The 17,865-nt window shown below is 53.8% G+C and carries 17 protein-coding genes; 2 read left to right on the top strand and 15 right to left on the bottom strand.

Annotated features, from left to right (window positions below; translation table 11 throughout):
- Nucleotides 1-31 precede the first annotated feature (31 nt).
- The 12 genes from C12CBH8_RS10600 to C12CBH8_RS10545 form a co-directional block, all read right to left on the bottom strand.
- Nucleotides 32-322 carry a hypothetical protein gene (locus tag C12CBH8_RS10600; RefSeq protein WP_099322777.1) on the bottom strand — a complete coding sequence of 97 codons (291 nt, stop codon included), beginning with the start codon at nt 320-322 and terminating at the stop codon, nt 32-34.
- A gap of 60 nt (nt 323-382) precedes the next feature.
- A complete protein-coding gene (locus C12CBH8_RS10595) occupies nt 383-1,978 on the bottom strand; it encodes an FAD-dependent oxidoreductase (RefSeq protein WP_215533190.1) in 1,596 nt (531 codons plus the stop codon).
- 13 nt (nt 1,979-1,991) lie between these two features.
- Nucleotides 1,992-2,666, bottom strand: a complete 675-nt coding sequence (locus tag C12CBH8_RS10590; RefSeq protein ID WP_090264956.1) for a 4Fe-4S dicluster domain-containing protein — start codon at nt 2,664-2,666, stop codon at nt 1,992-1,994.
- Nucleotides 2,667-2,685: 19 nt separating this feature from the next.
- On the bottom strand, nt 2,686-3,513 hold the full coding sequence (locus C12CBH8_RS10585) for an FAD/NAD(P)-binding protein (RefSeq protein ID WP_099322775.1): 828 nt from the start codon (nt 3,511-3,513) through the stop codon (nt 2,686-2,688).
- The gene (locus C12CBH8_RS10580; RefSeq protein WP_215533189.1) at nt 3,513-4,535 is read right to left on the bottom strand and encodes a 4Fe-4S dicluster domain-containing protein; all 1,023 of its coding nucleotides are present in this window, start codon (nt 4,533-4,535) and stop codon (nt 3,513-3,515) included. Before C12CBH8_RS10580 ends, C12CBH8_RS10585 begins: the two co-directional genes overlap by 1 nt.
- Nucleotides 4,535-5,509: a 4Fe-4S dicluster domain-containing protein gene (locus C12CBH8_RS10575; RefSeq protein WP_215533188.1), complete on the bottom strand. Its 975-nt coding sequence runs from the start codon at nt 5,507-5,509 to the stop codon at nt 4,535-4,537. The genes C12CBH8_RS10580 and C12CBH8_RS10575 overlap by 1 nt, the downstream gene beginning before the upstream one ends.
- A complete protein-coding gene (locus tag C12CBH8_RS10570) occupies nt 5,494-5,940 on the bottom strand; it encodes a hydrogenase iron-sulfur subunit (RefSeq protein ID WP_090264964.1) in 447 nt (148 codons plus the stop codon). The genes C12CBH8_RS10575 and C12CBH8_RS10570 overlap by 16 nt, the downstream gene beginning before the upstream one ends.
- Nucleotides 5,931-7,922, bottom strand: coding sequence for a CoB--CoM heterodisulfide reductase iron-sulfur subunit A family protein (locus C12CBH8_RS10565; RefSeq protein WP_215533187.1), 1,992 nt, complete (start codon nt 7,920-7,922; stop codon nt 5,931-5,933). The genes C12CBH8_RS10570 and C12CBH8_RS10565 overlap by 10 nt, the downstream gene beginning before the upstream one ends.
- A gap of 15 nt (nt 7,923-7,937) precedes the next feature.
- Complete coding sequence (locus C12CBH8_RS10560) at nt 7,938-8,324, bottom strand: 4Fe-4S dicluster domain-containing protein (protein ID WP_099322772.1); 387 nt, start codon at nt 8,322-8,324, stop codon at nt 7,938-7,940.
- Nucleotides 8,325-8,336: 12 nt separating this feature from the next.
- Nucleotides 8,337-9,122: a CoB--CoM heterodisulfide reductase iron-sulfur subunit B family protein gene (locus tag C12CBH8_RS10555; protein WP_090264971.1), complete on the bottom strand. Its 786-nt coding sequence runs from the start codon at nt 9,120-9,122 to the stop codon at nt 8,337-8,339.
- 59 nt (nt 9,123-9,181) lie between these two features.
- A complete protein-coding gene (fumC, locus tag C12CBH8_RS10550) occupies nt 9,182-10,558 on the bottom strand; it encodes a class II fumarate hydratase (protein ID WP_090264973.1) in 1,377 nt (458 codons plus the stop codon).
- A 157-nt stretch (nt 10,559-10,715) separates the two neighbouring features.
- Nucleotides 10,716-11,663: an L-lactate dehydrogenase gene (locus C12CBH8_RS10545; RefSeq protein WP_090264974.1), complete on the bottom strand. Its 948-nt coding sequence runs from the start codon at nt 11,661-11,663 to the stop codon at nt 10,716-10,718.
- Between the two features lie 659 nt (nt 11,664-12,322).
- Between C12CBH8_RS10545 and C12CBH8_RS10540 the strand changes: the two genes are divergently transcribed.
- The gene (locus tag C12CBH8_RS10540) at nt 12,323-12,991 is read left to right on the top strand and encodes a Crp/Fnr family transcriptional regulator (RefSeq protein ID WP_215533186.1); all 669 of its coding nucleotides are present in this window, start codon (nt 12,323-12,325) and stop codon (nt 12,989-12,991) included.
- Nucleotides 12,992-13,265: 274 nt separating this feature from the next.
- On the opposite strand, the gene C12CBH8_RS10535 is transcribed toward C12CBH8_RS10540, so the two are convergent.
- Nucleotides 13,266-13,928 carry a hypothetical protein gene (locus tag C12CBH8_RS10535; RefSeq protein ID WP_215533185.1) on the bottom strand — a complete coding sequence of 221 codons (663 nt, stop codon included), beginning with the start codon at nt 13,926-13,928 and terminating at the stop codon, nt 13,266-13,268.
- Between the two features lie 252 nt (nt 13,929-14,180).
- On the opposite strand from C12CBH8_RS10535, the gene C12CBH8_RS10530 reads away from it, so the two are divergent.
- Nucleotides 14,181-15,407: an NAD(P)/FAD-dependent oxidoreductase gene (locus C12CBH8_RS10530; protein ID WP_215533184.1), complete on the top strand. Its 1,227-nt coding sequence runs from the start codon at nt 14,181-14,183 to the stop codon at nt 15,405-15,407.
- A gap of 54 nt (nt 15,408-15,461) precedes the next feature.
- On the opposite strand, the gene proB is transcribed toward C12CBH8_RS10530, so the two are convergent.
- Both proB and C12CBH8_RS10520 read right to left on the bottom strand, forming a co-directional pair.
- The gene (proB, locus tag C12CBH8_RS10525) at nt 15,462-16,271 is read right to left on the bottom strand and encodes a glutamate 5-kinase (RefSeq protein ID WP_099322768.1); all 810 of its coding nucleotides are present in this window, start codon (nt 16,269-16,271) and stop codon (nt 15,462-15,464) included.
- A 232-nt stretch (nt 16,272-16,503) separates the two neighbouring features.
- A complete protein-coding gene (locus C12CBH8_RS10520) occupies nt 16,504-17,751 on the bottom strand; it encodes a M16 family metallopeptidase (protein ID WP_215533183.1) in 1,248 nt (415 codons plus the stop codon).
- Nucleotides 17,752-17,865 lie beyond the last annotated feature (114 nt).

Below are 17,865 nucleotides of genomic sequence, written 5' to 3'. Positions count from 1 at the left end.
GGCATCCTCTTTTGATTTGTAGGGGATCAGCTTACTTTTGAGAAGCAGCTTCTCTCTTTTCAATGGCTTTGTTGCGGAAGTAAAGGCAGATATCGGTGGCAACCATAATGAGGTTGGGCCAATAGAACCAGAAAGCCAGGTTAAAGGTACCGGTCATGAACTTAGCGATAAGGCCGCAGATATAGCCAAACTCAATAAAGATCATGAACAACAAGCTCTTGCCCTGGGTGGAACGGGAGCGCACCGAACGGACGATGGAAAGGGGCCATGAAATGCCGAACGAAATAATCATAATGGTCTCAAATAGACTAGCCAATTCCATGTTTCACATTTCTCCTTCTATGCATTCAAGTCAAGTGTAGTGTGACGATCTAGAGAGCTTTTACTTCTTATGAGTATAGCGAGGGAGCAGCTTGGGAGAGACCATATCGGTGACGATACCGGCATCGGCCATTTCCTTGGCAAACTTCTCAACATGATCCAGAGTCAGCTGACCAAGTTCCACGTCTTTGGATTTAGCGGAGGCATTGCGGCCGGCGTTGCGGCCAAAGACGATGATATCCAGCAGAGAGTTGCCCATGAGACGGTTACGGCCGTGGATCCCGCCGACGGCTTCACCGGCTACATACAGGTTTTCAATATTGGTCATACCCTCGGCAGTGATGTCTAAACCGCCGTTCTGATAGTGGAGTGTGGGATAGACCAGGATGGGTTCCTTGCGGATATCGATGCCGTATTTGCCGAACATACGCAACATAGCAGGGATGCGCTTTTCAATGGTGCCTTCGCCGTTTTTGAGCTCGATCATAGGGGTGTCCAGCCATACGCCTACGCCGTCGGCAGTGTGGACGCCCTTCTGACGATCAGAACACTCCCGAATGATGGAAGCGGCAGATACGTCGCGGGTCTCAAGGGGATGCATAAAGGCTTCGCCGTCTACATTGATGAGCTTGGCACCCAGGGAGCGGACCTTCTCAGTGACCAAAGCGCCGAAGATCTGTTCCGGATAAGCGGCGCCTGTAGGATGATACTGAAGGGTATCGGCGTACAGGAGCTTTGCACCCGCACGGTAACCCAGAACCAGGCCGTCAGCAGTAGCGCCGTAGTGGTTGGAGGTGGGGAATCCCTGGTAGTGGAGACGTCCTGCACCGCCGGTGGCAATGATGACCGTCTTAGCCCGGGCGATAAGGATTTCCTTGGTCTCCATGTTCATCAGGACAGCGCCGGCAGCTTTGCCGTCGTCGTCCAGGATGAGCTCGATAGCGGCGGTGAAATCCACCACCGGGATGTTACGGTTGAGAACTTCATCGCGGAGAGTACGCATGATCTCAGCGCCGGAATAGTCCTTGGCAGCGTGCATTCTCTTGCGGGAGGTACCGCCGCCGTGGGTGGTAATCATGGTGCCGTCCTTGTCCTTATCAAACTCCACACCCAGCTCGTTGAGCCACAGGATGGCTTCCGGAGCTTCATTGACCAGTTTGTAGAGCAGTTCCGGCTTAGCGGCAAAATGGCCGCCGCCGAAAGCGTCCAGGTAATGGATGGCGGGGGAATCATTAGGCTTGTCGGCGGCCTGGATGCCGCCCTCAGCCATCATGGTGTTGGCGTCGCCGATGCGCAGCTTGGTGACGATCATGGTAGAAGCACCGCCGTTATCGGCCTCGATGGCGGCCGAAGCGCCTGCGCCGCCGCCGCCGATGATGAGGACGTCCACATCGTAGTCGGGGTTTGACAGATCGATGTCGGCGGGATTCACGCGGCTGTTGGCTTGCAGAAGGGCGGCCAGCTCGGTGGGCACCTTCTCGCCCTTGTTGGGACCGATTTTCAGGACGTCGAATTCGCCCTGTTTATAATCGGGATGGTAGGTGGCCAGGAGAGTGTCCTTTTCTTCGGCGGTCATTCTTCTGGGCTCCAGAGCGGCATTGGCTTCTCTGGCGGCCTCCACCTTTTTCATGGACTCAAGCATTTCATTGGTATACATGTCGGCACCCTCCTTATTGTTCAATTTCTCTGTTGTTGTAGAGTTCCTGCATTTCTTCCACAGGTTTCTGCATCAGGGCCTCCAGCAGCTCGCGGAAGCTGCCGTCTTTGATCTCCTTGACGCGATTCTCCAGATGTTCCGACTTGGGAGCCAGGTACTTGCCGTTGAGACGGCGGGCAAGCAGCGCTACCTGGGGATGGGAGATGCCGGCCGGGCAGCGGGAGGAGCATACGCCGCACATGACGCAGTCGAAGGACTCCTCAGCGCACTTTTCGTATTCACCGCGCTGGGCGTAGGCGATGTACTGCATGACGTTGAGGCCCTGGGTACAGCTCTTGGTGCAGGCGTTGCAGCCGATGCAGCTGTAGATTTCCGGATAAAGCTGCATCATGATCTGCTCGGTGGGTTTCACATTGTTGATGTTGTAGTTTTCCTTGACAATGGGGAAGAAGGGCAGCATGGCAATGTACATGTTGTCCTCTACCTGGGTCTGGCAGGCGAGGCAAGCCTTCAGCTCCCGGTCGCCCTTGATGCGGTAGATGGTGGCGCAGGCGCCGCAGAAACCGTTGCGGCAGCCGCAGCCGCGGATGAGCTGATAGCCAGCGTACTCAATGGCGCCCATGATGGTCAGGTTGGAGGGCACTTCGTATTGTTTTCCCATGAGGAAAATGTGAACCATATTTTCCATATCAGCACTACTCTCCTTATTAATATTCATTGGGAAGCTCGTCAAGCTGGTCGAAACGGAAAACCGGGCCGTCCTTGCAGACGTACTTATTGCCGATGTTGCAACGGCCGCATTTTCCCACGCCGCACTTCATACGAAGCTCCATGGTAGTATAAACCTGATCCTCGGTGAAGCCCAGATCCTTGAGTCCCGCCAAGGTAAACTTGATCATAATGGGGGGGCCGCACACCAGCACGGTCTTATTCAGGTCGGGATTCAGCTCCTTGACGTAGTTGGGGACAAATCCCACATGGCCGTCCCAGCCCTCTTGTTCGCGGTCGATGGTCAAATTGACCTCCACGCCGTCGTCCTGCATCCACTCGTCGATGATCTCCTGATAGTCCACCAGGTCGTCCTTGGAGCGGGAGCCGTACACAATCTGGATGCTGCCGTAATTCTCCCGTTTGTCCCGGACGTAGTTGATGACCGAGCGGAGGGGGGCCAGGCCGATACCGCCGGCGATAAACAGCAGATCCTTGCCCTTGAGGGCCGATTCCACCGGGAAACCGTTGCCGTAGGGGCCGCGGACGGTGACCTGCTGGTCCACATCCATCTGATGGAGCCAATCGGTGAGGCAGCCGCACTTCTTGATACTGAATTCCATGAATTCTTCGTTGGTGGGAGAGGAGGTGATGGAAAACATGGCTTCGCCAACGCCGGGGATGGAAACCATAGCGCATTGGCCGGGGATATGCTCAAACAGCTTTTTGCCGTCCAGTCCCACAACCCGGAATGTTTTCACATCGGGGGTGTCGATCCGGATATCGGTGACGACACCAACTTTGGGAATTAAAGTCTCTTGTTGCATTATTGTTCAACCCCCAATGTCTTGATAACTTTAACAATGTTCATGTGGATGGGGCATTTGGCCAGACAACGGCCGCAGCCGACGCAGCCGTATTCGCCGTCGTTGTTGGAGGGGAAGTAGACCAGCTTGTGCATAAAGCGCTGGCGGAACCGCTCCAGCTGGGTCAGACGGGGATTGCCGTGGGCCATACGGGTGAAGTCGGAATACATGCAGCTGTCCCAGCAGCGGAAGCGCTTGATGCCGTGGCCGGTATCGAAGTCGCGGATATCGTAGCACTGGCAGGTGGGGCACACAAAGGTACAGGTGCCGCAGCCCAGGCAGGCTTCCGAAAGACCGGCCCATTTGGGGGAATCAAAGAGTTCCAGAAGGTTCTCGCCCTTGAATTCATCCATCTTGAGCTTGCCGAAGGGAAGTCTTTCCAGAATCTTCTTGGTCTCGGCCTTCTGGGATTCCACAGCCGAATCATCGCTGTCACCCAGCAGACCCTTCATGGAATCCAGAAGGGCGGTGCCCTTTTCGGTGACGGCCTCAAAGTAGACCCGATCATTGGTCATCCAGGAGCGGATATCCCCTTCCGGATTGGTGGCGTCGATGTCAAACAGGGTGCAGAAGCAGGTTTCCTCCGGCTTGGTGCAGGCCATGGTGATGATGGTGCCGTGTTCCCGGCGGGACTTATAATAACTGTCCACCGGATCGGCCAAAAAGACCTTGTCCAGGATGGTAAAGCTGCGGGCGTCGCAGGCGCGCACGCCGAACACCACAAAATCCTCCGATTCGCTGCGGGGATCGATGACCTCAATTTTTTTACCTTCCACCTTGAAGTCCACAAGGTTCTCGGTCTGGGGGAAGAAGAAGTCTTTGGCGCTGCGGACGGTGTTGAGGGCTTCGCTGAGGGTATCGCCCTCGGCCCACTTCTTATATTGAGCCTGGCCGGCATCGTTGTCCACCGGCAGGTAAAGGGTTTCTCTGGCAGCCAGGGCGGCGAAGAAATCGTTTAGTTTTGCGATGGCAAGCGATAACATCAGTTGTTACCCCCTTTTTGATACACAATGCTGGGTTCCACGTCCCCAGTGGTGTAGGCCTGGAGCGGAGGTCTGGTGGTGGTATCCTCACCGGCCTGGTATTCGCCGTAGAATTCGTTGATGTCCTTGATAAACTTGCGGTTGAGCAGGTGTAACGGGATGTTCTGGGGGCAGACGCGGGAACATTCACCGCAGTCGGTGCAGCGGCTGGCCACGTGGAAGGCGCGGATGATGTGGAACATATTCTCCTCAAAGGAGTCGGCCGCCGCCTTCTGGGCGATGCCCGAAGCGTCGTTGTCAAACACGCACTTTTCGCAGGTGCAGGCCGGGCAGACGTTGCGGCAGGCGTTGCAGCGGATGCAGCGGGACAGTTCCCCGCGCCAGAAGTTGAAGCGTTCCTCCGAGGACATGGCTTCGATCTTCTCCACCATATCGAACCGATGGGAATCCAAAACCTCGCCTTCGTCGCCCATGAGCTCGTCGTAGGCCACGTGTTTTTTGCTCTTGCAGTTGAGGCAGCGGTCGGACATGGCGTCGGCTTTGTCGAACTTTTCCTCGCCGTAGAGGGTCTGAGCGGTGACGGTCTGACCGTCGCACTGCATGCTCAGGATACCCTGGAGGCCCTTCTGCTTGACGGTATCCACATCCACCTTGCCGTCGCAGGGCACGCCGATGACATAGACGTTGTCCCGCCAGATGCGGTGTTCTTTGATGAGCTGATTAAAGCTATAGGTGTCGCAGGGCTTGAGGAAAGCTAAGATCTTGCCCTCTTTGCGGGATTCCTTGATGAGGTATTTGGAGACGTTTGCCTGACAGAAATCGTTGTAAAGGAAGCCGTCGTCCAGCTGTTCGGGGCAGGTGAATACAGCGGGGGTGATGTCGTAATCGAACTCGCCCGCTTTCCAGCCGATGACCCGGTTGACGGTGCCGTCACTGAGAAGCTCTTTGGCCCGGCGGATCATTTCACTTTGCATCGCAAATCCCCCAATCTTTTGTTTTCACCCAGCTTGGTGACGGCCTCCACGAAGCTGTTCATGGTTTCGGCGAACTTGGCGCCCTCAGCGGCCGATACCCATTCCACACGGGTGCGTTCCTTCTCGATGCCCAGGTAGTCCAGCATGGAGAACAGCAGAGCCATACGGCGGCGGGTGAAGTAGTTGCCGGTGGTATAGTGGCAGTCGCCGGGATGGCAGCCGCACAGGATGACGCCGTCGGCGCCCCGCTGGAAGGCACGCAGGATAAACATGGGGTTGACGCGGCAGGAGCAGGGCACGCGGATGATTTTAACGTCGGCGGGATAATTAAGACGGTTGGTACCCGCCAAGTCGGCGCCGGCATAGGAGCACCAGTTGCAGCAGAATGCAACAATTTTCGGTTTGAACTCTTTGGTCTCGGTTACTTGCATATTGCATCCACCTCCGCCATAATCTGACTGTTGGAAAATCCTTTGAGGTCCATCGCGCCCGACGGGCAGGCAACGGTACAAGCGCCGCAGCCTTGGCAGACGGCCTCATTAACCGACGCGACGCGGCGGATGGCCACAGTGCGGTCGGGCATTTTAAATTCTTTGTCCATGTACGTGATGGCGCCGTAGGGGCAGACCTTTTCACAGGCTGAACAGCCGTTGCACATGAGCTCGTTGGACTGGGCCACACAGGGGTTGCCGGTCAGCTGATCCTTGACCAGCAGGCCGATGACCTTGGAAGCGGCGGCGCCGGCCTGAGCCACCGTCTCGGGGATGTCCTTGGGGCCTTGACAGGCGCCCGACAGGAAGACGCCGGCGGTGGGGCTTTCCACAGGACGGAGTTTGGGATGGGCCTCGGTGAAGAAGTCGTTGGTGTCCATGCTGGCGGTCAGCATGGTGCCCAGAGAACGGGCGCTCTTGTCCGGCTCGATGGCGGTGGCCAGGACCACCATGTCGGCATCGATGTGGAGCTGCTCGTTGGAGATCAGGTCGGAGGCCTGAACCTTCAAGGTGCCGTCGGCTTGGGGAGCCACTTTGCCCACCATGCCTTTGATGTAATGGACGCCGTACTGTTCCACAGCGCGGCGGTAGAACTCATCGAAATTCTTGCCGGGGGTACGGACGTCGATGTAAAACACATAAACGTCGGTGTCCGGATATTTCTCACGGGTCAGCATGGCATGCTTGGCCGTGTACATGCAGCAGATCTTGGAGCAGTAGGGTTTGCCGCAGCCGGAGGTATCGCGGCTGCCCACACACTGGACGAATACAATGGTGTGGGGATGCTTGCCGTCGGAAGGACGGAGCAAGGTGCCGGCGGTAGGACCAGCGGCGTTTGTGAGACGCTCAAACTCCAGAGAAGTGACCACATCAGGGCTCTGGGAGTAGGCAAATTCATCGAAGTTATCCAGCTTGATGGGATTGAAACCAGTGGCTATGACGATGGCGCCGTACTTCTCTTCAATCAGTTGATCCTGCTGCTTATAATCGATGGCGCCGGCGCCGCACACCCGTGCGCACAGTCCGCACTTGCCGTTTTTGATCATGTTGCAGTAGTCAGGATCAATGGTAGCCACCTTGGGGACAGCCTGTGCAAAAGGAATGTAAATGGCGCGGCGGGTATCCAGCCCCAGGTTGAACTCGTTGGGAACCTTCTTCATGGGGCACTTTTCAGTACAGTCGCCGCAGCCGGTGCACTTGGTCTCGTCTACGTAACGGGCCTTCTTTTTGATGGTAACGGTGAAGTTGCCCACAAAGCCTTTGACGTCGGTGACTTCACTGTAAGAATAAATTTTGATTTTATCGTTCTGCGCACAGTCCACCATCTTGGGGGTAAGGATACAAGCCGCACAGTCCAAGGTGGGGAAGGTTTTGTCGATCTGGGTCATCTTGCCGCCGATGGTGGGATTCTTTTCCACGATGTCCACTTCAAAACCGGCGTCTGCGATGTCCAAAGCGGTCTGGATGCCGGCGATACCGCCGCCGATGACCAGAGCGCGCTTGGTAACTGGGCTTGTTCCAGCGGTCAGAGGAGCGTTGAGATGCACCTTGGCGATGGCGGCCTTGCCCAGGATAATGGCCTTTTCGGTACCGGTCTGCTTGTCCTTGTGGATCCAGGAGCACTGCTCACGGATGTTGGCGATTTCCACCATATAGGGATTGAGTCCTACAGAAGCAGCGGCTTTGCGGAAGGTACCCTCGTGCATACGGGGCGAACAGGAGCAGATGACCACGCCTGTCAATTTATGTTCCTTGATGGCGTCCTTGACGATGTTTTGGCCTGCCTCGGAGCACATATACTGATAATCGATGGAGAAGACCACGCCGGGCTCCATCTTGAGGGCTTCCGCCACAGCATGGACATCAACCGTACCGGCAATGTTTGTGCCACAATGGCAGACAAATACGCCTATTCTCTGCATTGACTTTTCTCCTCCTTATTTACTATACTTGCGGAACGCGCTGACAATGGCCTGCTGTGGCAGGTTTTCATCCAGCAGTTCGGGGATGCTTTCGGGTTTGAGATGGTTCTCACCCTGCCCACGGATGACAGCCAAACGGATGGCCTCCACCAATTTGGCGGGTTCTACATCGCGGGGGCAACGCTCCACGCAGGCAAAGCACGAAAGGCATGTGTAAATCGATTTGGATTTCATCAGCGGTTCGATCTGGCCCTTTTCCACCATGTAGACGAACTCATGGGGATGGTATTCCATCTCGTCGTAGGAGGGGCAGGTGCCGGAGCATTTGCCGCACCGCATGCATTTGAGCACGTCGACGCCGCTGATTCGGAGGATGGTTTCCTTCATGTTGTTATCCTGCATCCTAATTCCTCCTTAGTCCTTGACGCCGAGGGCTTCGGCGAGCAATTCGGTAAAGTAGTAGACCGGGACGTCATGGCCGTCCTTGTTTTGGTTGAGGTTATAGAGGCACAGCGGGCAGGCGGTGATCATCATTTCCACACCCTGGTCCTCCGCACTGGAGAGGACCGCGCCGCTCTTTTTGTTGGCAAGATCCTTATTCTCCATGGTGACGTAGCCGCCGCAGCACTCGTTGCGCATGGGATAGATCACCGGGGTGGCGCCGATGGCACGGATGAAATCCTCCATAATCTTGGGATTTTCCGGGTTGTCCATCTGGAGCACCTTGCCGGGACGGAGAAGCAGACAGCCGTAATAGGCGCCGATCTTCTTGCCTTTGAGGGGATTTGTCACCTTTTTTTTGATCTCGTCAAATCCCACTACGTCCCGCAGCAGTTCCAAGAAGTGGATGACCTTGGTTTCACCGTGGTATTCCTCTTCCAGCTGCATATAATTGTTGGCCTTCAAAGCGATGTTTTCGTCATTGGCCATATCGTTGTTGACTTGTTTCAGTACGTTGTGACAAGCCGAGCACAGGGTTACAAGATCCTGTCCGGCATCCCGGGCCGAGGCCAGAGCGCGTACCGACGATAATTTCGTGGCGATTTCGTCCTTGGCCATAGGGTAAACGCCGCCGCAGCACTGCCAATCCGGAAGTTCGCTGAGGGTGATGCCCAGGGCTTCAGCCGACCGACGGGCATACCGATCCAGTTCCTTGGCCTTGGTTTTCAGCGTGCAGCCAGGATAATAACTAAAAATCATGGTCGTCGTATCCTTTCTCAAACCTTGCGGGGCATTCAATGGCCCCACAGCACCTTTGATTATACCATTTGTTCGGGGTGGAAGACCTCGTCAAATTTTTCCTCGGTCAAGAAGCCCAGCGAGATGCAGGCTTCTTTCAGCGAGATGCCGTCTTTATAAGCCTTTTTGGCGGTCTTGGCGGCGTTTTCGTAACCAATGTAAGGATTGAGCGCCGTCACCAGCATAAGGGAATTGTGGAGGTTGTGATGCATCTTTTCCTTGTTGGCCTTGATGCCCACCGCACAGTTGCGGTTAAAGGAAAGGATGGCTTCAGCCAGCAGACGGGCCGACTGGAGGAAGTTATAAATGCACACCGGCATAAAGACGTTGAGTTCGAAATTACCTTGGCTGGCGGCCATGCCGACAGCCACATCGTTGCCCATCACCTGGACAGCCACCATGGTGACGGCTTCACACTGGGTGGGATTGACCTTGCCGGGCATGATGGAAGAGCCGGGCTCGTTTTCCGGGATGAAGATCTCACCCAGGCCGTCGCGGGGACCGCTGGCCAGCCAACGGACGTCGTTGGCAATCTTCATCATATCGGCAGCCAGGGCCTTGAGAGCGCCGTGGGCGAATACCAATTCATCCTTGCTGGTGAGGGCATGGAATTTATTAGGAGCGGTGACAAACTGCTTGCCGGTGATCTGGGACACAGCTTCGGCCACCTTGACGTCAAATCCTTTGGGGGTATTGAGGCCGGTGCCCACAGCGGTGCCGCCCAGAGCCAGTTCTTTGAGTTCCGGAAGGGCGATTTCCAGCATCTTGCGATCCTTTTCCAGGGAGGAGCGCCAGCCGCTGATCTCCTGGGAGAAGGTGATGGGGGTGGCGTCCTGGAGATGGGTGCGGCCGCTCTTGACGATGCCCTCATTTTCCGCTTCCAGACGCTTGAAGGTCTCCACCAATGTATCGATGGCCGGGAAGAGCTTATCTTCAATGGCCAGCACTGCAGAGATGTGCATGGCCGTAGGGAAGGTATCGTTGGACGACTGGCTCATGTTGATGTCGTCGTTGGGATGCAAAAGCTTTTTGCCGGCGATTTCATTGCCGCGGTTGGCGATGACTTCGTTGGCGTTCATATTGGACTGGGTACCGCTGCCGGTCTGCCAGACCACCAGGGGGAAATGATCGTTTAAAGAACCGCTGATGACTTCATCGCAGGCAGCTTCGATGGCGCTGAGTTTTTCATCGGTCATTTTCTCCGGTTTGAGGGCGTGGTTTGCCATGGCGGCGGCCTTTTTCAGGATGCCGAAAGCATGGGTGATTTCCCGGGGCATGGTCTCGATGCCGACGCCGATGAGGAAATTCTCATGGCTGCGTTCGGTCTGTGCCGCCCAATACTTGTCAGCAGGAACCTTGACTTCGCCCATGGAATCATGTTCGATGCGATATTCCATATTGGTATCTCCTTTGTCTATGTAAATTGTGAAGAAAAATCTCTGTCACGGCTGGACAAAAAGGCACCCATTGGGGGACACTGCTCGCACAGACCCAACGATGCCTTTTGATCGGCACCCCGCAGTGCGGCAGACGCCCTTTGTCCAAAATGAGAAATTAGAATTGGAGGTTGTTGATGACCTCGTGGAGGCTGTCGGCACTCTTGCGCAGGAGGCCCTGTTCTTCGTCGGTGAGGGGAGCCATCAGCTTGCCTTTGATGCCATCGCGTCCCACAACGGTCAGCACGCTGAGGCAGACGTCGTCGATGCCGTATTCGCCGTGCAGCAGGGAGGAGACGGTCATGGTAGTATCGGAACCGCTCAAAACGCATTTGCAGATGTGGCAGACCGAAGCCGAAACAGCGTAGAAGGTAGCGCCCTTGCGGGAGATGATCTTGCCGCCGGATTTGCGGATGTAATTCTCCACATCCTCATAGACCAGTGCCGGGCTGACAGTGCCGGTTTCAGTGAGGCAGTCGCCGTACTTGGCGATCGGGATGTTGGAGATGTTGCCCAGGGACCACGGCACAAAGGAAGTGTCGCCGTGTTCGCCGAATACGTAAGCGTGGACGTTCTGCTGGCTGATGTTGTAATACTCAGCCAAACGGGCGCGCAGACGGGCGGTATCCAAGATGGTACCCGAACCGATGATGCGGTGTTCCGGCAGGCCGGAGGTCTTGCAGAACTGGTAGGTCAAGATATCGACCGGGTTGCTGACGACGATATAAATGGCGTCAGGGGCGTATTTGACAAGCTCAGGAATGATCTGTTTGGTGATATTTACATTGGTCTGGGCCAGATCCAGACGGGACTGTCCCGGTTTTCTGGCCACGCCGGATGTCAAAATCACAATGTCGGAATCTTTGGCGTCTTGATAGCTGCCGGCATAAATGGAAACAGGGGAGCAGAAGGGGGTACCTTGGCGGATGTCCAAAGCCTCGCCCAAGGACTTGTCTCGATTGATGTCGATCATGACAATTTCGGAAGCAGTTCCCTCAACCATCAGAGTGTAGGCAATTGTGGAACCAACGCTTCCAGTTCCAATAATTGTAATTTTGCTGCTCATAAATCTCTTCCTTTCGCTTGTTCTCACTTGTTAAATTTTCCAGCGGATGACTTCACACATCGTGAGAGATGGTGATCCATGTGGGGCGTCGTCCCACCGACGCAAAATAGCCAACTTCGACACAAAATTGCAACCACATCACTATACCACAAGATTGTTAAAATATAAACACAAGAAACCAATTTCATGATTTTGATCGGATTTAGACCAAAAGGACTAAGGTTCCTGTAGCCATTGCTCAAAGCCAGATGTGGTTTCTTTTCCTGCAGAAAATAGTTAGCGGTAGCTAACGACCCTAAAACGCAATTGACCGCCGAAAAAGGCAGCCAAAAGGCGGCCTTTCCCGGCGTGTCAATCAAAAAGCGAGAGGGTCTCTATTTAGGATTTTGTGTCGAAATCTAATCCATTTCATTATATACCAAAACAAAAAAAAATGCATGTGAAATCGGACATTTTACAAGAAAAAATAAAAAAAATTTGATTTTTCATCCCAAAAAATCCATTTATTTCAAGTCAAACCAGATACTAGATTCTGATTTCCAGAACAAATTGTCAGTGCTGGATAGAAGATGCAAATATTCTCCATCCCCAAAGGAAAAAATAGGACGACAATCCGCAATTTATGGTATACTAGTCCTATGAGCAGGGAGGCGATGTACATGACCTTAGAGGAATACTTGCCCTTTTGGAAGCAGCTGACTTCCGCCCAACAGAATCTTTTGGGACAAGCGGCGTCGATGCGCACGGCCAAAGCGGGAGAACCCATCCACAGAGGGTCAGAGGACTGTGTAGGACTTCTCATTGTGGTAAAGGGGCGGCTGAGGGCCTACACCGTCTCGGACGAGGGGCGGGAATTGACCCTTTATCGTCTGTTGGAGCGGGATTTATGTTTGTTTTCCGCCTCCTGTATGTTTCAAAGCATCCAGTTTGACGTCATGGTAGAGGCTGAGGTGGAGACCCGGATGATCCATATCCCGGCGTCAATTTATCGGCAGGTGATGCAGCAGTCGGCGGCGGCCGCCAATTACACCAATGAATTGTTGGCATCCCATTTTTCCGACGTCATGTGGCTGATGGATCAGGTGCTGTTTAAACGGATGGATTCCCGCCTGGCCGCCTTTTTGCTGGAAGAGAGCGGGTTGGAACAAAGTGAAAACCTCAAAATCACTCACGAGACCATTGCGCGGCATTTGGGAAGCGCCCGGGAGGTGGTGACAAGAATGCTCAAGTACTTCCAGGAGGAGGGACTGGTGACCTTGTCTAGAGGGACGGTGTCCATTCGAGACGAAAAAGGGCTGCGGGATGTGGCGAGGGAAAGCCTTCGGTAACAAAACTATTTTCTTAAACGAAACATATAACGGCGGCAGAAAGAGGTTAATCTCTCTGCCGCCGTTTATTTAATCATCATCTTTGTCGTTGGACCAACCGGATATTATGTGCAATTCCCCTGAATGCATATCTATCGCCATGGTATCGTTTATTCTCATCAATAAATCTCCATCAGAATCGATTGCCATATGATCCGAAACAGTGTGTGCAAAGTCACCGTCTTCCTAATCAAAAAAACGTTTACTCATAAAGCTCCTCAATTTTTGTCAGTACTCATTTCTTCCAATGCTTTCTGGCCTCATATACGTTATTTACAGCTTCCATATAGCATATAAATGACGGATGATGGTGGTCGTTGCTCTGTAAATATCTGTTTTTCAGCTCTAGATATTGCTCTCTGACAAGCGCCCATTTACCATGGGATTTTATACACTTTGCTTTGCATTGTATTCCTTTAGAACAGGGGGCCATATTCCAATAGTATTTATCGCCAACAGTCCACCCCGTTTTTTCGTGAATGAGCCTATAACAGTGATCCTCTTCATCTTTCTTTGTGATGCATATATCAATAGAAAAGTCTATCTGGTTGCAGCTGCAGAAATACCTTTGCTTTTTTGATGTAAGCGAAGATGTTGAATCCTCACAATCAGGCCGCCCTTGTTTTTGTAAAGCTTTGTTAAAAGATTTTCTTACACATTCTTTTAAATGACGGCAATTTTCAAAATCTTCACATCTAACAATTTCTAAATTATAATCCAGATCTACCGGCTCTTTGGCATTTTGCAGGATAAGTTTTTTTGCGCCGCTGCCAACCAAGTAGAAATTGGCCCCTATGTCATAGTCCTCTTTCAGAAAATGGCATAAAGACTGCATGATTTCCCCTGAAGACCTTCGCATTTTATGCAGCAATTCCTTGTCGTCAAAATAGTGGTACATATCTTTTCTCCTTTCGTCCCCCAAACCACCCATTTAGACTTGCAATCCAAATCGTTATATTATATAGCTGTTTTAAAAAAAGTCAATGCTTTTTCGGATCCTTTATAATTCAAATGAATTTTAAGATACTTTTCTTATGGAAGATATTTTAACAGGGGCTGTCTTTTTTACCCGCCTTTTATAAGAGTGTATATTTTCCTTTGGGCTAAGCACACTAAGGAGGTATCAAACCAATGGAAAGGCTGGATTTCTATGACTGCAACAACCCTTGTATCGGAAACCCCTGTTTGGACTGCTATAAATTCCGTTCCCACGCAATACCCCTGGCTGGATCAAGATGAAACCTGTGAGGTGGCCGTCATCGGCGCTGGGATCACAGGTGCTCTGTGCGCTCTGCGTTTGGCGCAGGCCGGTGTGAATACCGTCCTGTTGGCAGCCAACGCCGTAGGCTACGGCAGTACTGGAGTCTCTCCGGGGCTCATGGACTACGATGGAGCTGGGACATTAACCCATCTGTCCAAGCAGGTGGGGATGGACAAAGCCGTGCGGGCCTTTGAATTGTGTTCCCATGCCCTGGACGAAATGCAGAGCTTAGTGGAAAGCCTGCCGGAAGATGTGGGCTTTGCCCGCAAGGACAGCCTGCTTTATACCGACAATCCTCAAATTGCCAACATTCTCCGCCAGGAATACGCCCTGCGTCTGCACACCGGATTCCCTGTGGAATTGGTGGAACAGCCCTCGGCCAGAGAACAGTATTCCTTCCCACTGGAGGCGGGAATCCTCACCAAAGGGATGTCGGCTCAGGCGGACCCTTATCGTCTGTGCCACGCCTTGGTGAATGCCGCACAGGAATCGGGGGCAAGGGTGTATGAAAACACCTGTGTGGAGAGCATCACCACGGAAGAGGAATCGGTGCAGTGTCTCCACACCTGTACCCGTCACTGCGTCCGGGCCAAGAAGGTCATTATGGCGTCCGGACACGACTGCGCCCAGTTTACCGGTGGACTTCTGCCGGTCCGTAAGGCTTACGCCATCGCCACCAAGCCGGTCGATGAGTTTGCCGGATGGCCGAATCAAATCAACATCCGTGAGGAAAGCGCCCAATCCATCTATCTGCGCACTACGCCGGATGGCCGCCTGCTGGTGGGGGATATCCCGGCAGCCAGCCGATTGGGTGGACTGGTTATCCTGCCAAAGACAGCCGACAGAAGATACGCCGATCTGGAATGCCGTCTCAAGGATATGTTCCCCGGCATCCGCGGCATCGAGGTGGAGTACCGGTTTGCCGGCTCCATGGCTGGGACAACCGATGGACTTCCCATCATCGGCGGCATGGCGCAGCATGAGGAATGGTATTTTGCCCTCTGTCCCGGAGTAGGCGGGATGCTGTGGGCGGAGGTGGCGTCCCGGCTGCTCACCGCTTTGTACAAAGGGGAGACCTGTGAAGAGCTGGCTCTCTTTGCCCCATCCCGCAAATGATGCCTGATCTAAAAGCAAAAGAAAAGGATGCATGGAACTACCATGCATCCTTTTTTATTCCACTCCGCTGGGAAGGAAAACGGTGCCTGTCTGGGTGCCTTCAAAGAGATGATAAAGCCTGTGGGGCTTCTCGCCTAGTACAATGGCGCAGGGAATCCCGGCGTCCATGGCGATCTGGGCGGCGGCGATTTTGGTCACCATGCCGCCTGTCCCGCGGGAGGAACCCCTCCCCTTGGCCAATTTGCGGACGGAATCGTCGATGGTATGCACCACATCGATGCGCTGGGCCTGAGGATTCTTATGGGGATCGTCGGTGTAAAGGCCATCGATGTCGGTCAGCAGGACCAGAGCATCGGCATCCACAATTTTCGCCACGATGGCCGACAGGGTATCGTTGTCGCCAAAATTGTTGCCCACCAATTCGTCGATGGCTACGGTATCGTTTTCGTTGACGATGGGCAGTGCACCCAGATCGAGCAAACGGGAGAAGGTGTTGATGACGTTGTGTTTGCGTTCAGCGTTGTCTACATCGAACCGCGTGAGCAGCACCTGTGCCACCACATGGCCGTATTCGCTGAACAGTTTGTCATACATAAACATCAGCTCGCATTGTCCGACAGCCGCCAAAGCCTGACGTCCGGCCGGGTCGCTGGGACGGCGTACAAGGCCCATCTTGCCAACGCCTACGCCGATGGCGCCCGACGACACTAAAATAATTTCCCGTCCCTCATTTTTGAGGTCGGATAAAACCCGTACCAATCCCTCGATACGGCGGATATGAAGCTTGCCCGTATCATGGGTCAAGGTGGAGGTGCCTACCTTGACCACGATGCGCTGGGCATCCTGAAACAGTTCCAAAGACATGGATGATCTTCCCCTCTAGCCGAAAATACAAAAATGATAAGAACCGCGCCCGCTAAAGCAACCTGAGTTTTCCACATATCATAAAAAACAGGTTCTCAGTACCTATCCAAGATAACGCGCGGCACTGTTTTTCTATGATACCCCAATTGTCATCCCCTTGCAATGGGGTTTTCTAAAAAACGATATGGTCATACCACCGCAAGGGAGCCCTTTTATTTCCCGGGAATACCGGTTAGGCTCTTAGGCTTTGATAGAAGGCCTGGGATTTCAGACGTCCGGCCGCGGCTACCGCCATGCGGTCAAAACAGAGGGATTGCTGCGCTTTCTGCATGAGCTCGTCCAGAGTGACCGCATCCACCCTTTGGATGAGCATGTCCTCGGTGTAGATCCGGTTTTCCAGAAGACAGCTGCGCGCAGCGCTGCCTGCCCGGGAAGAGATGCCCTCCATCCCCATGACCAGCCCCGCCTTGAGCTGTTCTTTTGCCCGTGTCAGCTCCTCCTGTGTGACCGATTGCCTGAGCCTTTTTAGGACTTTCATAGTTTCCTCCAGAGCTTTTTCCTCCAGATCCGGCGTGACCGTCAACCCAACCGCCATGAGCCCGGCTCCCTTGTGACAAATGCAGTAGGAGGACACCGAATACACAAGGCCCAATTCTTCCCGAAGCCGCTGGAAAAGGCGGGAAGAGGCATTGCCACCGGCGATGTTGCTGAAGATCGAGAGGGCGATGCGGTTTTCATCCTCCAGGGGGAGGCCGGGGAATCCCAGTAAAATGGCCGACTGCTCAAAGTCCTTTTCCTTGAGGCGGATGGAGGTCGTAAAGGCCGGGATGTCTTCCACATGACGTCCCTTTCTGGGGACAAGAGTTCCTAAGTACCGGTTGCAGATGTCCAGCATGGTCTCCCGGTCAAAGGAGCCGCACACCGAAACCAAGATCCGATCGGGGGTATAGTGTCCGTCCAGATAACGGCGAAGATCCTGGGCGGTAAAGGAAGAGACCGTATCGGCCGTACCCAAAATGGGACGTCCCAAAGAATGCCCGGCCCATACGCCGTCGTACAGCAGGTCGGCGGCCACGTCCTCCGCGCTGTCCTCATACATGGCGATTTCGTCCAGGATAACGCCCCGTTCCAGCTCCACATCCTCCTTGTCCATCCGCGGGCCGGTGAGCATGTCGCACAGCATCTCAAAGGCCGTAGTGGCATGGTCGGACAATGTATGGGCGTAATAACAAGTGTACTCTTTGGAGGTATAAGCATTGAGCTGGCCGCCGAACAGATCGCTTTGGATGGCGATATCCAGCGCCGAACGGGAAGCGGTGCCTTTAAACATCATGTGTTCTAGAAAGTGGGAAGCGCCGCCCTCCTCAGGCCTTTCATGCCGGGACCCATTTAATACCCAGATGCCGAAAGAAGCCGTTTTAAAAAAGGGGATGTTCTCCAGCAAAATGCGAACGCCGTTTGACAGCGTAATTTGTTCCATCTGATCCACTCCTGTGCTGCCCATCTAATCCATAGGAATAGCCGGGATTACAATTACTTCCCCGCCATTATACCATGGGAAGCCCAGGATAGATACAGAAAAAAACAGGAACCC

Origin of the sequence: Solibaculum mannosilyticum (genome assembly GCF_015140235.1) — a bacterium.
Lineage (GTDB): Bacteria > Bacillota > Clostridia > Oscillospirales > Acutalibacteraceae > Solibaculum > Solibaculum mannosilyticum.
The sequence above is the reverse complement of the archived record's forward strand: the minus strand, read 5'-3'. Positions and strand labels throughout refer to the sequence as shown.